We start from the raw sequence: 14,434 nt of genomic DNA, 5'->3' as shown, positions 1-14,434 counted from the left end.
CGCGCAAGGCCGCCGAGGCCGTCCACGCGGAGCCTGACGTTCAGCCCGTCCGTGCCGATGTCCACGCGTTCCAACAGCAGCGCCACGATGCGCGCCTGCTCGGCGGGGAAGAGTTTGTCCCATACCAGGTCCATTTGCTGCAGCGCCGTGCGGGCGTCGGCTTCGGCAATGTCGCCGGCATGTGTACGCGCGACTTTCCACGTTCCTGCGATGATCTCCGGCTGGCGGAGTACGGCGCGGAGCTGGTCGATGACGACGGCCTCTATCTCTCCAGCGGGAACGCGGGCCACGGGGCAGGACCCGGCACCATGTTTCAGCACCGTCTGGCTGACATAATAGCGGTATAGCTTGCCGGCCCTTCGGGTGTGAGTGGCAGAAAAGGCTGCGCCATCGGGGCCGTAAAGTAGGCCTTTCAGCAGTGCCGGTGTATTGGCGCGGCTCCGAGCGGCGCGCCTGCGGGGGCTTTCCTGCAGAATGGTGCGGACGCGGTCCCATGTCTTGCGATCGATGATGGCATCGTGCTCACCGGGATAGCTGTCACCTTTGTGAACCGCCTCGCCGATGTAGGCGCGGTTGTTCAGCATCCGGTAAATATGTTTCTTGTCGACGCTGTTCCCACGGGGCGTGCGCATATTGCGCGTCGCGACCTCGCGCGCCAGTTCGGTGCCCGAACCGATCTCAAGAAACCGCGCGAATATCCAGCGGACATGTTCGGCGCGCTCGTCGTCCGGTACCAGCTTCCGGTTCTCGACCCGGTAGCCATAGGGCGGGACGCCGCCCATCCACATTCCCTTCTTCCGGCTGGCGGCCACCTTGTCTCGGATGCGCTCGGCGGTGACCTCGCGCTCGAACTGGGCGAAGCTCAGCAGGATGTTCAGCGTCAGGCGGCCCATCGACGTAGTGGTGTTGAAGGATTGCGTGACCGAGACGAAGGTTACACCGTTGCGGTCGAATACTTCGACCAGCTTCGCAAAATCCGCCAGCGAGCGGCTGAGGCGGTCGATCTTGTAAACTACCACGACGTCGATCAACCCGTCTTCGATGTCGGCCAGCAGGCGTTCCAGGCCAGGGCGTTCCAGCGTGCCGCCCGAGATACCGCCGTCGTCATAACGATCACGGACCAGTACCCAGCCCTCGGAGCGCTGGCTGGCGATGTACGCTTCGCAGGCCTCGCGCTGGGCGTGCAGGCTGTTGAACTCCTGCTCAAGACCCTCCTCCGAGGATTTTCGGGTGTAGACCGCGCAGCGCAGCTTGCGGAGGATCTTTGGTTTTTCCGGCGCCCTTGTCATGTCCGCCGCCTATGGTTCTTGAAGCCGAAGAATACCCAGCCATTCCAGCGGGTGCCTGTGATGGCACGGGCAATCGCGGAAAGCGACTGGTAGGGACGAGCCTGCCATTCGTAACCGTCGGCTGTAACCGTGACGATGTGCTCGACACCCTGCCACTCGCGGATCAGCCGGGTGCCGGTGATCGGGCGGTCGCGGTCGAGACGCATGCCGCGCTTCTTTTTGTCGCCTCCGTCCAGTTCCTCGCCGAGCCGTTCCAGCCGCCGGATCGTCTCCGGTTTCAGCCCGCCATAGGCGAATTCCTGGATGCGATAGGCGATGCGGCTTTCGAGATAGCGGCGATTGAACGGCGGCGGCTCGCTGTCGAACAGGTCGCGCCACTGTTTCTTCAGGTCGGGCGTCGACGTGGTCTTGAGCGCGGCTAGGCGCGCGGGGATGGGATCAGGCTTGTTCATGCATTTCTCCGATGAGTTGGAGTTGCATGACGGCATTGGTCGAGAGGATAGTGTAGGCAACTTTCTCCAGTCGCGTCAGATACTTCGTCCGTCTCCCGCATCCGCAATCGAACCAGCCCGAGCGCCAGCAAGGCGCACAGCTCATTGCGGCGCTCTGCGGGCGTCATCTGGTCGGGAGGGAGCGGGTTCGGGCGCTTCATGTCTCGGTCGCTATTCTCGATGGTGTCGTTACCGATCAAAAGCCACCCGGCCGCCCGGGATGGGACATCTCAGCGGAACGGGATGCGGAAATGCGAACAGGAAGAGAACATCAGGGCTTGCTGATCAGGGATTTGTCCATGATTATCTCAGGTTGAATCAATCGAGAGCAGTAGTGCAGTGAGGTGAGTTCATGGCGCGGAGGAAGAGCGAATTCGGACCGAACCTCGGGAGTATCCTTCAGGGCGCCCCGGCTGCGCTGGTCCGGCAGTTTCTCGCCAGCTTCAAACGGCCCGACGACACTCTTCTCGCTCCGCCGGAAATCACTGAGGGCACGACCGATGATCAAGGCAAGGCAGCGCTGAGTGCGTACCTGCGTTCGGAGGACAAGGAAATCATCGGGCTACTTGAAGGCATCGCTGGCGCTCTGCTCGACATGGGCCAGGACAAGGGAGCGACCTCACTCGAAACGGTTGCGGGCCAACGGCTGCAGAATGTCGACTACGACCAGTTTGAGTCACAGCCTGACCTGCTGTGTAAGAGCATCTGGATGCGCACGGTCTTCCCGATGCACTTTCACGACGCCCAGAGCTTCTATGCCGCGCGGCGCTATCGAGAACGGCGGACGTACTACACATGCTGCGAGGTGGACTTCGACCACGCTTCTGTTGCCGACACAGACGGAATCCCTGACGAGAAGCTCTGTGACGCTGTTCAGGAAGCTCTGGGACTGAAAGGCAAGGTCACCGCGTCCGTCCTCGAATTGCCCGAGACCGCCAACTACCCGCCGTCCTTCATGGTCGCCCTGCGCCATCCCGGGCCCCTGTCGAGCATCGACAATCATCGCGAGGAAGGGGGCTGGACTGTCCACTACTACAGGCCATCACACGAGGCTGTCCTAATCTACACGCCCAAGCTGAAGAAAATCGAGGTTGCATCTGCCAGCGGCGAGGTTCGCGAAAAAACCTCCAAAGTCTTCGCGGAGGTCGTTCTAGGGCGCCCGCCTTCGGCCAAGCCGCTGACCCGCCGAGAGTTTAACCTCGAACGCTTCAGGTCCTCCTTCGATCTGGATCGCCCAGATTTCGACGATGTCGAGATCACGCTGGCGGCGGTAGTCGAGGCCGAGGTGCGCCTCGGCTCGTGGGGCCGGCGGCTGAACATCAAGGTGACCATAGAAGACACGATGGAGGACGTTGTCCGGAAATACGTCGCCAATTCAGCCACCCTGATCCGGAGTTTCGGCTTCACAAAAATCGCCATCGCAATTGGTTACACCCGTCGATCAGACGGCAAGAAGGGAACCTTCCGGGTCTCGATCTCGGATGGCAGCAGTTCGGACGTGCAGAGCATGCGCGATCCGTTCCTTCGGGACCTAGGGTTCCGACTGCTCGAACACTGGGGTCTTACGCAGAACCTGCGGACGCTCACCGATCAGGAACGGGCTCAGTGGTTCGGCTTTCTTTTGTCGCTGTACGACCTGCCCAGCGACACTGTTGCAGGTGCGTTCTTCAACTCCGCGGGCGTCGATCCAGCCCGTCTGGTGAGTGCGCGATTGATTGCCCGCAAAGGGCGGCAGGTGATTGGGCTCGCCGAGGATGACGATGAGGTTGTCGAAAGTGAGCAGCAAACGGGTCCGGAGCCAGGGACGGTTCGACAAACCGGTTCCTTTGGGGAGGCGGACGGATTGCGTCTCGACACCAATGCGATCGAGTACGGGATCGATCGAGCATGGCTCGCCGAAACTATCCTCAAGGCGATATCTGGCTCTCTCGGCATCAGGAACATGGAAACTATCAACGAGTTCGTCGTCTCGCTTGGGCCGATGGCACTGGGTGAGCGAAAGGTCCCGCTTTACCTGGCGCGCCGCCTTGCCGATCTGAAAGCCCGCGAGAATGTCGAGAATGCGCTTCGGTCGCGGCATACAGCGGGCCCCGGTCTCGTACTCGCCGTTTCCGATGAGCCGCCGCAATTCCTCGGGCCGAACGTCGTTATCGCGCTGCGCGACCTGCTGCTGAACGACGGAAGCCTCGGCGATCTGGACCGAGAGGAAATGGCCCGGCGATTCGAGGCGAACCGAACGCTGGCGACCTCTGCGCAAGTCGCTCAGGTTGTACGACACACGCCTCGCTCTGCGACGCTCATCATCCCTGGTCTCGAGCCGCTCACGCTCGACGGCGCGGGCCAGATCCAACTCTTCGAAAGCCTTGTTGAAGCTGCGACCGATGGCACAGGCCAGCGGCTGACCAAGGTGCTGATGGACGGGATGGGGTCTGACAATCCCAGACAGCTGTTCTCTTCCGGCGCATGGGCGAAGGCTCATCCGACTTACATCCGGCACGGCTCGAGCAATCGCTATTGGCGTCTCGGCGAGGCGACCGACACCGCGTGATCTAGAGTTCATCTAGGGTTTCGGGCGGGACGGTCTAACAAACCGCTGATTATTGGAAGGGCTCCACATCAGAGGAGCACTTCGATGCCGACTCCCTTCCCCCCGCGCCAGGCAGCCCAGACGAGCTGGTCCGGCGCAGCGACGACCAAGCCCACCACCCACAACTCGGAATGGCGCTGCACGCGCTGTGACAAGCTGCTCGGCGTCTGCCGGGACGGCCGCATGCACCTGCGCTTCGCGCGGGGGCACGAGTATCTCGTGGGCTTTCCGGTTCAGGCCACCTGCCGCGGCTGCGGCACGCTGAACCACGCGACCGCGCCCGCGCGCTGACGCGCGCATTCACCTACCCCCCGAAACAGCAGAGACGCGCGACGTCCTGACTTGGCCACCAGAAGGCGCCGGACGCCTGGCCGCAAGGCAGGCGTCCGATGTCCTTCGCGTGGCACAAGATTCGTGAGCATCTCATGCATTCATCCACCAACCTTCACTTCCAGCGTAGCTTCGATGTCATACGGCGCGATCAAGCCGTGCTCGTGCCGTTCCGGGATCCGGCGGCCCTGCTGGATGGGCTGCACCGCACCCAAGGCGATCAAGGCCGGAAGAACCTCATCCTCGCGGCCCTCGTCGAGGCGGCGCAGGGCGACGGGCCCGCGTCCGACTGCGCGCTGACGATCTTGCTGCTGGCGCTCTGGCCCGGCCTCGACGCCATCCGGCGCCGGTCGATCTGGCGCAGGATCGGTCCTGCCGACGAGATCCCCTCCGATCTTCTGGCGCGCACGGTAGAAGCGGTCCGTGGCCTCGACCTCGGCCGCGTCAACTGGATTGCGGCCACGATCCTGCGCAACGTCGAGCGCGACATCGTCCGCGCGCGCCAGCGCGAAGTGGCGCGTGAACGCCTCGCCAGCGACGTCGAACCCGACGACATGTGCACCGATCTGATCGGCGGACAGCCCGCTCCGGAAGCCACACACCTGCAGAACGATCTGCACAAGCTGCTCGGCACGGATGCCTTGCTGGTGATCCGTGTGGCGATCGAGGGCTTCTCGCAGGTCGAGGTGGCTGTCGAGCTCGGTCTGACCGAGGTAGCCGCCCGCAAGCGATACCAGCGCGCCATGCGCAGGCTGCGCGCCGCCTTTCAGGAAATCCACTGAGCCGATGTCCCGATCCGGTTCCACCGACGGCTTTTCCAGTTCGAGTGCCTGGAGCGCCTTCACTCCAACCGAAAGCAGACACGCATGAACCGTACTGCCGACCTGTCACTTGAGGACTTCCGGCGGCTCCCGGGGCTCTACCGACGCTGGGAACTGACCGAGGTCTGCGAGCCCAACCGCAGCTACCAGATCGAGGACGCCGGTACCCATGCGGATGGGACGCCGCTGCTGGCGATCTATGTCGCCGATCCCGCGCCCGACGCGAGGAAAGCGGCGTGATGGGTTTTTTCGATCATTTCATCTCAGGGAGAAAAGCCATGCCGGACCAACCGGATGACATCATGCGTCTTCGCCAGGCGCACCATGCGCTCGAGGATCTTCCCGAAACCATCATCCTTGCGCAACAGCCCGGCGGTGAAGCGCGCGCGCCGTTGCAGGTCGTGGAGGCGACCGTCGACGAAATCGCCTTCGGAATCATCGCGGCAGAACAGGAATGCTCTGCAGCCTATCGCCGCTCCGCCGCGCTCCAGCGGCTCTACAAGCTCGCCCGCGAGGCGGGGTGCATCGGCTCTGACCGCGCCGCGCCAGCAGTGCAGAACAAGGAGGGCCAGTGATGGCCCTTCCCATCATCGGCGCCGACGAACGGCTCGCGCAGCGCAAGGGCATCAAGGGTGTGATCTTCGGCCGGTCCGGCATCGGCAAGACCAGCCTGCTTTGGACGTTGAACGCCTCGACCACGCTTTTCCTCGATCTCGAGGCCGGCGATCTGGCGGTCGAGGGGCTGGAGATCGACACGCTCCGGCCTCGCACCTGGAAGGAATGCCGGGATTTCGCGGTGTTCATCGGCGGGCCGAATCCGGCGCTGCGCGAGGAGCAGCCCTATAGCCAGGCGCATTTCGACGAGGTCTGCGGGCGCTACGGCGACCCGACGGTGATCGGAAAGTACGAGGCCGTCTTCATCGACTCGATCACCGTGGCTGGGCGGCTCTGCTTTCAGTGGTGCCGTGGCCAGCCCGAGGCATTCTCGGAGAAGACCGGCAAGCCCGACATTCGCGGCGCCTACGGGCTGCATGGCCGCGAGATGATCGGCTGGCTGACCCACCTGCAGCACACGCGCGGGAAGCATGTCTGGTTCGTGGGCATCCTCGACGAGCGGCTCGACGACTTCAATCGCAAGGTGTTCCAGCCGCAGATCGACGGCTCGAAGACCGGGCTCGAACTGCCCGGAATCGTCGATCAGGTCATCACCATGGCCGACATCCCGGACCCCGGCGGCCAGCCGCAGCGCGCCTTCGTCTGCCAGACGCTGAATCCCTGGGGCTATCCGGCCAAGGACCGCTCCGGCCGTCTCGACATGGTCGAGCCGCCGCATCTCGGCCGGCTGATGGAGAAGATCCAGCGCCCCGCGGCGCCAGCCTCCGAACGCCTGACCTGGCCGCCGGTGACGCCCGCCGATCCCGCGCCCGCTGAGGAGCCCAGTCATGGCTGAGCGCCTCTCGCCACGCCCGGTGTCCCGATCCGGTCGCCGGGTTGGCTTTTCCCCTCTGACGCCGCTGCGCGTCCGATCCTGCAACTGAAAGGAGCCGCGCAATGTCCGGACCCTGGAACGACTTCAACTCCGCGCAATCTAACGCCAATGTCATCCCGAAGGGCACGCTCGCCAAGGTGCGCCTGACGCTCCGCCCCGGCGGCTACGACGACGCCTCGCAGGGCTGGACCGGCGGCTGGGCGCGCCGCGCCGCTACCGGCGCCGTCTATCTCGACGCCGAGTATACGGTGCTTGAGGGGCCATACGCCCGGCGCAAGATCTGGTCGCTCATCGGCCTGTACAGCCCCAAGGGCCCGGACTGGGCCAACATGGGGCGCGGCCTGATCCGCGGAATCCTCAACTCGGCGCGCGGCGTGTCCGACAAGGATAACTCGCCTGAGGCGCAGGCGCGCCGCCGCATCAACGGCTTCGGCGATCTCGACGGGATCGACTTCATCGCCCGTATTGACATCGGCCAGGACACCAATGGGGAAGACAAGAACGAGATCCGTGCCGCGGTCACGCCCGATCACCGCGACTATGCCGCGCTGATGGGCGCGGTCGCGCCTCAGTTCTCTGCCGCCCCGGCGCAGGGTAGCGCCCCGCAGGTTGCGGCGACCTCCCAGCCCAGCCAGATCGAGCCTGTGCAAGGTGCAGCCGGTCGCCCGAGCTGGGCGCAGTAAGGAGAACCCAGCCATGCGTCTGCGCCCCCGTCAGAAGGTGTTCGTCGAGCGCTGCGTTGCTGCACTCGCTTCCCGCGACAATACGCTGGGCGTGGCGCCTACGGGCGCGGGCAAGACCGTCATGCTTTCGGCGGTTGCCGGCGAGACGATCAGCAGCGGCGCCAGGGCCTGCGTGCTGGCGCACCGCGACGAACTGACGGCACAGAACCGTGCCCGCTTCCAGCGCGTGGTGCCGGGCATGTCGACCTCTGTCATCGACGCCACCGAGAAGAGCTGGAAGGGCCAGGTAGCCTTCGCCATGGTGCCGACGCTGGCGCGCGCCCCGAACCTCGCCGACATGCCGCGTCTCGACCTGCTGGTCGTCGATGAGGCACACCATGCCGTCGCCGACAGCTATCGCCGCATCATCGGCCGGGTGCGCGAGGCCAATCCCGACGTGCGGGTCTTCGGGGTCACGGCGACGCCGAACCGGGGTGACCGGAGGGGCTTGCGCGAGGTCTTCGACAATGTCGCGGACCAGGTGCGACTGGGTGAGATGGTTGCTTCCGGTCACCTCGTTCCTCCGCGCACCTTTGTCATCGATGTCGGTGTGCAGGACGAGCTGCGCTCGGTCCGCAGGACGATGTCGGATTTCGACATGGCGGAGGTGGCGGGCATCATGGACCGCGCGCCGGTCACTGACGAGGTGATCCGGCACTGGAAGGAGAAGGCAGGCGACCGGCAGACCGTGGTGTTCTGCTCCACCGTCGCCCACGCCGAACACGTCACCGAGGCGTTCAAGGCGGCGGGCGTTTCCGCCGCGCTGATCCATGGCGATCTGGAGGCCGAGACGCGGAAAGCGCTTCTGGCCAGCTACGCGGCGGGCGACATCCGCGTCGTCGTCAATGTGGCTGTGCTGACCGAAGGCTGGGACCACCCGCCCACATCCTGCGTCGTGCTGCTGCGTCCCAGCTCCTACAAGTCCACCATGATCCAGATGGTCGGGCGCGGCCTGCGCACCGTCGATCCCGAGGAATACCCCGGCATCGTCAAGACCGACTGCATCATCCTCGATTTCGGGACGTCGAGTCTGATCCACGGCACGCTGGAGCAGGACGTCGATCTCGACGGCAGGGCCGAGACCGGCGAGGCGCCGACAAAGACCTGCCCGGCCTGCGCGGCGGAGATTCCGCTCGCCACCACCGAGTGCCCGCTCTGCGGCGAGGTTTTCCCGCGTGAGGGCGTTGGCGAGGGCGGGGGCACGGCGCCGCTCTCGGGCTTCATGATGACCGAGATCGACTTGCTGAAGCGGTCCAGCTTCGCCTGGGTCGACCTTTTCGGCACGGACGACGCGCTGATGGCGGCGGGCTTCGCAGCCTGGGGTGGTATCTTCTGGATGGACGGAATCTGGTATGCCATCGGTGGCGCGAAGGGCGAACGTCCGCATCTGCTGGGTGTCGGCGAGCGCACCGTCTGCCTGGCGCAGGCCGACGACTGGCTGAATACCCACGAGACCGACGAGAGCGCCTTCAAGACCCGCTCCTGGCTACGCCAGCCGCCGACCGAGAAACAGCTCCAGTACCTGCCGCCCGAGTGCCGGCACGACTTCGGTCTGACGCGTTATCGCGCCTCGGCGCTGATGACCTTCGGTTTCAACAAGCGCGCCATCCGGCAGCTGATCGACACGGCCGCAAGCCCCGAACGGAGGGCGGCATGATCGATGACACCTGCCACCCCCACCATCGCCGCGGACCGGTGGCGGCTCTGGTATCCGCGTGGAATGCTCTGTGCTGTCTGCCGGCAACCCACCCGTGGTTTTGGCTGGTTCGATCCGCGCCGGTCGAAACGACCCCGGCCGCCGGTCTGGTTCTGCTCGATTCCCTGCCAGTCCTTCTGGACGCGTTTGGCACGGGAGGGTTTCGCCATGGTTGACCTGACCGAGGAAGAACGCGCCGCGATCACCGCCACCATGCAGCGCGTGGCGCTGCTGATGGACGAGATCGGCTGGGCCACCCCGCTGTCCGAACTGACCGAGGCACAGGTGCGCGCGCTGATCGAGGAAGCCGTCGAGGGCTTCCGTGAGGCCATGTCCGACATCGCCTGGGTGCAGACGGCGGAGGTGCCGTTTTGACCCTCGATTACAATCACCGGCCCAGCTTCGCCGAACGGGTCAATGCTGCCGTGGATCGGGCGCTCACCGCCGATCAGGCCATGCGGCCGCGCCGCGATTACCTTGGCGGATCCCGCCTCGGCCATGCCTGCGAGCGCGCCCTGCAGTTCGAGTTCACGGCGACACCGAAGGACGAGGGCAAGGACTTCTCGGGCCAGTCGCTGCGCATTTTCGCTATCGGCCACGCGCTCGAGGATCTGGCGGTCGCCTGGCTGCGCGACGCGGGCTTCGACCTCTACACGCGCAGGGGCAACCGGCCCGATGGCGGCCAGTTCGGCTTCTCCGTCGCCGGCGGGCGCATCCGCGGTCATGTCGACGGCATCATCGCTACCGGACCCGAGGACCTCGGTCTCGCCGTTCCCGCTCTCTGGGAATGCAAGACGATGAACGCGAAGAACTGGCGCGCCTGCGTGAAGGACGGCATCACGAAGTCTAAGCCGGTCTACGCCGCCCAGATCGCGCTCTACCAGGCCTACATGGAGGGGACAGTCCCCGGACTCTCGGATGCGCCCGCGCTCTTCACCGCGATCAACAAGGACACGGCCGAGCTCCACCACGAGCTCGTCCCCTTCGACGCCAATCTCGCGCAGCGCATGTCCGACCGCGGTGTCCGGATCCTGCAGGCGACCGATGCGGGCGAAGTCCTGCCGCGCGTCGCCACCACGCCCGATTACTTCGAGTGCCGCTTCTGCTCATGGCTCGAGCGCTGCTGGAGGCTCGAGCCATGAGCGACGACGGCATCCTGCATTTCAACCCGTGGATGGACTTCAACGATGGGCCGCCATCCGAGAACCCGTTCGGCTGCGATTCCGATCCCGAGCAGATCGCCCTCTTTCTCGACACGGTCTTCAGCTGGTGCGAGGGGCTGATCCCGCTTCGCGGCTTCGTCGACAAGGGTCAGGGCCGGGACGGCAAGCCGCACAACATCTGGATCGCGGCCGACGACACCGCACCAGGGAAACTCGCGACCTTCGCCGCGTGGGCGAACCGCGAGGGGGCGGCGGTCTATGTCATCCCCGGCACGGTCGCCGAACAGGGTCAGGCCCGAGCCGCCGACGTGTTGCAGATGCAGGCCATCGTCGTCGATCTCGACGCGGGCGACATCCCGGCGAAGTTGGACCATGTCACCCGCCACCTCGGCCCGCCGACGCTCATCATCGAAAGCGGCGGGCGCACGCCCGAGGGGGCGGCGAAGCTACATGTCTGGTGGAAACTGACCGAACCCGCCGAGAGCGAAGAGCTGGCCACCCTCTGCCGCCTGCGGGGCGAGATCGCCGTGAAGGTCGGCGGCGATACCCATTTCCGCTCGGCACACCAGCCGATTCGGGTGCCGGGCACCGTCTATCACAAGCATGGTCATCAACGCCTCGTGCAGATCCGTGAATATCGCGCGGTCGAGGCGGACCTTGCGGAGTTCGCCGAACAAGTCGCCGCGATGCCGCCGCTTCCCGGCGTGGGCTTCGCCAGCGACGTCTCGGCCCCGCAGGCCAAGCCCGGCATCGACGCGGTGCTCACCACGCCGGTGCGCGAGGGCGCGGTTGATGAGTGGTCCCGGTTCCAGGGAGCCAGCGCCGCCATCGGCCATTACATCCGCCTGGTTCACGAGGGCCGCCTCGACCCCTTCACGGGCTGGGAGGCGATCTGCGGCTACAACACCGCCATGCTGCGCCCGTCCTGGCCGCTCGATCGGCTACAGGCCGAAGCGGAACGGCTCTGGGCGCTGCATGTGAAGCGCAACGGTCCGCCGCTCCTGCGCGCAGCCCATGTCCACGCCCCGGCCAGCCCGCTGCAGACCTTCAGCCTCGGCGCGCTGCTCGACGACACCAGTCCGATGCCGGAGGACATCATCGGGCCGCGGGTGCTGACGCCGGGCGGGCTCCTGGTGCTGGGCGGCGCGCCCAAGGTCGGCAAGAGCGACTTCCTGATCTCCTGGCTCGTGCACATGGCGGCAGGCGTGCCGTTCCTCGGGTTCACGCCGCCCCGGCCGCTGCGCGTATTCTACCTGCAGGCCGAGATCCAGTATCACTATCTGCGCGAGCGCATGCAGCAGATCGCGCTGTCTGCCGCCGTGATCGCCGCCGCGCGCGACACCTTCGTCGCCACGCCGAAGCTGAAGCTGCTGCTCGACGCGGAGGGCGTCGCCCGCGTGGCCGAGGCGATCCGGGCCGCATTCCCCGACGCACTGCCCGACATCATCGTCATCGACCCGATCCGCAACCTGTTCGATGGCGGCCCCGAGGGCGGAGGCGAAAACGACAACAGCGCCATGATGTTCTTCCTTAAGGACCGGGTGGAGCTTCTCCGCGATGCCGTCAATCCGGACGCGGGCGTCATCCTCGCCCACCACACCCGCAAGGCCACCAGGCATCAGGTCAAGGACGATCCCTTCCTCGCGCTCTCCGGCGCAAGCGCGCTGCGCGGTTTCTATACCTCGGGGCTGCTCATGCACCGGCCCGACGATGACAGCACCGTCCGCAGGCTGGAAATCGAGCTGCGGAACGGCCCTGCGCTGCCTGGGAAGCTGATCGACAAGGAGAAGGGCGAATGGGTCGAGCTGAACCCACTGAACGAGCGTCTGGTGCGCAAGGAGGTCGGCGCCAGGCTCGATGCCGAGCGGCTGCGCAAACACGATGTCATCCTCGGCATGCTGCTTGATGAGGCGGCCAGCGAGCGCCTCTACACCGCCATGCAGTTCGCCGAGACCTTCGAGAACCGGGGCGGTCTGGGCAGCAAGCACACGATCCGCGAGCGCCTCAGCGTGCTGGCAACCAAGGGCTTCGTGAAGTTCCTGCGCGACCCCTCGGGGTTCGGCTTCCCCGTCACCCGGTCGCGGTTCGGCTACCTCTGCGTCGAGGGCATGCAGTTCGGCGCGCCCGTCGAGGAGGTCGATCCGGACACCGGCGAGGTCAACACAACCGCCCGTCCGGTCCTGCCCAGCCACTTCAAGTGCCCCCAATCCGGGCTCTGCCTGCAGGTCGAAAACCCTGCCGTCTGGGTCTACCCGGAGGGGCTCGAGGACGACCTAACTCATATGAGTGAGGCCTGACTCATATGACGGCGCGAACTGTTTACTCAATGAAATCAATAGATTACGGGCAAATAAGAGTCAGGTCCCTGACTCATGCCCGAAGACTTCATGAAGTCTTATTCCGCAATGATTTCAGCCACTTGAACGCCTCGGAACAGTTAGGTGTCAAACCCCCATACTACGTATGGGAGGGCCACCCCACAGGGTTGCCCACTCCTCCCATACGTCCGGGCCAGCCGCGCGCACCGCCGTGACGGCCTGTTGTGCTTTCCCCATCCGACGACGGCGGCACCGTACCGCCAAGCACCAGACCGCCGTTGTCTTCCACCACCACAGGCCACCGGCAAAGGAGACCCATCATGGCTCAGCCGACTCTGATCCCCAATTGCGACGGCGCAAGGTTTGAATCGCTGCCGCTCGACGCCCGCCGCAACCAATGCATCCTCGCGCTCGACCTCGGCACCACGACCGGTTGGGCGATGCGCGGCCATGACGGCCAAATCACCAGCGGCACCGTCTCGCTGCGCCCCGGCCGCTTCGACGGCGGTGGGATGCGTTATCTGCGTTTCACGAACTGGCTTACCGAGATCGACCGGCTGTCGGGACCCATTGCCGCGATCTGGTTCGAGGAGGTGCGCCGCCACGTCGGCACCGACGCGAGCCACATCTATGGCGGGCTCATGGCCACGCTGACCGGATGGGCCGAGCTGCGCGGTATCTCCTACCAGGGCGTCCCTGTCGGGACGATCAAGCGCCATGCCGCCGGTAAGGGCAACGCTGATAAGGCCACCATGGTCGTCGCCGTTCGCGCCCGCGGTTTCAACCCGGCCGACGACAACGAGGCGGATGCCATCGCCATCCTGCTCTGGGCGATCGAGACGAAGGGAGGTGTCGCATGAGGTGGTTCCCGAAAGGCTATGGTGGCCAGCGCCGTGACCCCGAGCAGGTCAAGCGCGAGGGCTGGCATGAACAAGGCGTTCTCGCCGTCTCGGCCGACGACGGCCGCCTTACCTGGCCCGAACGCGAACTGGTCCGGCAGCTGGGCGAGAAGCTCTACGGCCCACGTCCCTCGGCTAAGGAGGCGCGCCATGGCTGATCGCGAATGGACCGCCGACTGCGTAGCCGATCATTTCGAAGAGGCGTTCCGTACCCTGCGAAAGCTGCCGCCTGTCAAGGTGCGGGGCTATTTCAACACATGGCCCGACATCGTGCGCACTGACCGCGAGATCGCGATGATGGAGCCGCAGCCGATGCGTATCTGTCCTTCGGCCGCAGCAATCACCCGGCTCGAGCAGACCTTCAACTGGGCGCTCTGGGTCAACGAGGAGGAGCGCCGGCTGGTCTGGTCGCGCGCCGCCCGAGTGCCGTGGAAGCAGATCAGCGGCGAGCTCGGATGCGACCGCACCACGGCGTGGCGGCGCTGGCAGCTGGCGCTGACCAAGATCGCGGCGCGGCTGAATGCGCAATAAGTCCAATGTGTTGCAACATTTTTTCCTTGGACACTTGCAACAGGATCAATCTATTCTGAAGGCATTGTAGGGAGAGTGTGCTGAGAAGCTCGCTCTCC

The 14,434-nt window shown here is 65.2% G+C and carries 16 protein-coding genes; 14 read left to right on the top strand and 2 right to left on the bottom strand.

Annotated elements, in window-relative coordinates:
* Positions 1 to 1,289, bottom strand: a 1,289-nt coding sequence (locus AUP43_RS15990; RefSeq protein WP_067559355.1) for a recombinase family protein, incomplete at its 3' end; no start/stop codon positions are given.
* Positions 1,286 to 1,741: a DUF2924 domain-containing protein gene (locus tag AUP43_RS15985; protein WP_067559353.1), complete on the bottom strand. Its 456-nt coding sequence runs from the start codon at positions 1,739 to 1,741 to the stop codon at positions 1,286 to 1,288. The genes AUP43_RS15985 and AUP43_RS15990, both read right to left, overlap by 4 nt.
* Positions 1,742 to 2,132: 391 nt before the next feature.
* Between AUP43_RS15985 and AUP43_RS15980 the strand changes: the two genes are divergently transcribed.
* From AUP43_RS15980 to AUP43_RS15920, 14 genes are all read left to right on the top strand, one after another.
* On the top strand, positions 2,133 to 4,328 hold the full coding sequence (locus AUP43_RS15980) for a hypothetical protein (RefSeq protein ID WP_067559350.1): 2,196 nt from the start codon (positions 2,133 to 2,135) through the stop codon (positions 4,326 to 4,328).
* Positions 4,329 to 4,412: 84 nt separating this feature from the next.
* Positions 4,413 to 4,658 (top strand): hypothetical protein, encoded by a 246-nt coding sequence (locus AUP43_RS19120; protein WP_157089390.1) that lies wholly within the window; start codon positions 4,413 to 4,415, stop codon positions 4,656 to 4,658.
* 98 nt (positions 4,659 to 4,756) lie between these two features.
* Positions 4,757 to 5,479, top strand: coding sequence for an RNA polymerase sigma factor (locus tag AUP43_RS15975; RefSeq protein WP_067559348.1), 723 nt, complete (start codon positions 4,757 to 4,759; stop codon positions 5,477 to 5,479).
* 84 nt (positions 5,480 to 5,563) lie between these two features.
* Positions 5,564 to 5,758, top strand: coding sequence for a hypothetical protein (locus AUP43_RS15970; RefSeq protein ID WP_067559345.1), 195 nt, complete (start codon positions 5,564 to 5,566; stop codon positions 5,756 to 5,758).
* Positions 5,758 to 6,093 (top strand): hypothetical protein, encoded by a 336-nt coding sequence (locus AUP43_RS15965; protein WP_067559344.1) that lies wholly within the window; start codon positions 5,758 to 5,760, stop codon positions 6,091 to 6,093. The genes AUP43_RS15970 and AUP43_RS15965 overlap by 1 nt, the downstream gene beginning before the upstream one ends.
* On the top strand, positions 6,093 to 6,968 hold the full coding sequence (locus AUP43_RS15960) for an ATP-binding protein (RefSeq protein WP_067559341.1): 876 nt from the start codon (positions 6,093 to 6,095) through the stop codon (positions 6,966 to 6,968). The genes AUP43_RS15965 and AUP43_RS15960 overlap by 1 nt, the downstream gene beginning before the upstream one ends.
* A 101-nt stretch (positions 6,969 to 7,069) precedes the next feature.
* Complete coding sequence (locus tag AUP43_RS15955; RefSeq protein ID WP_067559337.1) at positions 7,070 to 7,690, top strand: hypothetical protein; 621 nt, start codon at positions 7,070 to 7,072, stop codon at positions 7,688 to 7,690.
* Positions 7,691 to 7,703: 13 nt separating this feature from the next.
* On the top strand, positions 7,704 to 9,386 hold the full coding sequence (locus tag AUP43_RS15950) for a DEAD/DEAH box helicase (protein WP_067559334.1): 1,683 nt from the start codon (positions 7,704 to 7,706) through the stop codon (positions 9,384 to 9,386).
* Positions 9,387 to 9,593: 207 nt separating this feature from the next.
* Positions 9,594 to 9,800, top strand: coding sequence for a DUF6511 domain-containing protein (locus AUP43_RS15945; RefSeq protein ID WP_067559331.1), 207 nt, complete (start codon positions 9,594 to 9,596; stop codon positions 9,798 to 9,800).
* Positions 9,797 to 10,567 carry a PD-(D/E)XK nuclease family protein gene (locus tag AUP43_RS15940; protein ID WP_067559327.1) on the top strand — a complete coding sequence of 257 codons (771 nt, stop codon included), beginning with the start codon at positions 9,797 to 9,799 and terminating at the stop codon, positions 10,565 to 10,567. The genes AUP43_RS15945 and AUP43_RS15940 overlap by 4 nt, the downstream gene beginning before the upstream one ends.
* Positions 10,564 to 12,885, top strand: coding sequence for an AAA family ATPase (locus AUP43_RS15935; protein ID WP_232315204.1), 2,322 nt, complete (start codon positions 10,564 to 10,566; stop codon positions 12,883 to 12,885). The genes AUP43_RS15940 and AUP43_RS15935 overlap by 4 nt, the downstream gene beginning before the upstream one ends.
* Positions 12,886 to 13,226: 341 nt before the next feature.
* Entirely contained in the window at positions 13,227 to 13,766 is a 540-nt protein-coding gene (locus AUP43_RS15930; RefSeq protein WP_067559321.1) for a crossover junction endodeoxyribonuclease RuvC, read from the top strand.
* On the top strand, positions 13,763 to 13,963 hold the full coding sequence (locus AUP43_RS15925) for a hypothetical protein (RefSeq protein WP_067559318.1): 201 nt from the start codon (positions 13,763 to 13,765) through the stop codon (positions 13,961 to 13,963). Before AUP43_RS15930 ends, AUP43_RS15925 begins: the two co-directional genes overlap by 4 nt.
* A complete protein-coding gene (locus AUP43_RS15920; RefSeq protein ID WP_067559316.1) occupies positions 13,956 to 14,336 on the top strand; it encodes a DUF6362 family protein in 381 nt (126 codons plus the stop codon). Before AUP43_RS15925 ends, AUP43_RS15920 begins: the two co-directional genes overlap by 8 nt.
* The last annotated feature ends 98 nt before the right edge of the window (positions 14,337 to 14,434 follow it).

Origin of the sequence: Oceanibaculum pacificum (genome assembly GCF_001618175.1) — a bacterium.
In the GTDB taxonomy this organism is placed as follows: Bacteria; Pseudomonadota; Alphaproteobacteria; order Oceanibaculales; family Oceanibaculaceae; genus Oceanibaculum; species Oceanibaculum pacificum.
The sequence above is the reverse complement of the archived record's forward strand: the minus strand, read 5'-3'. Positions and strand labels throughout refer to the sequence as shown.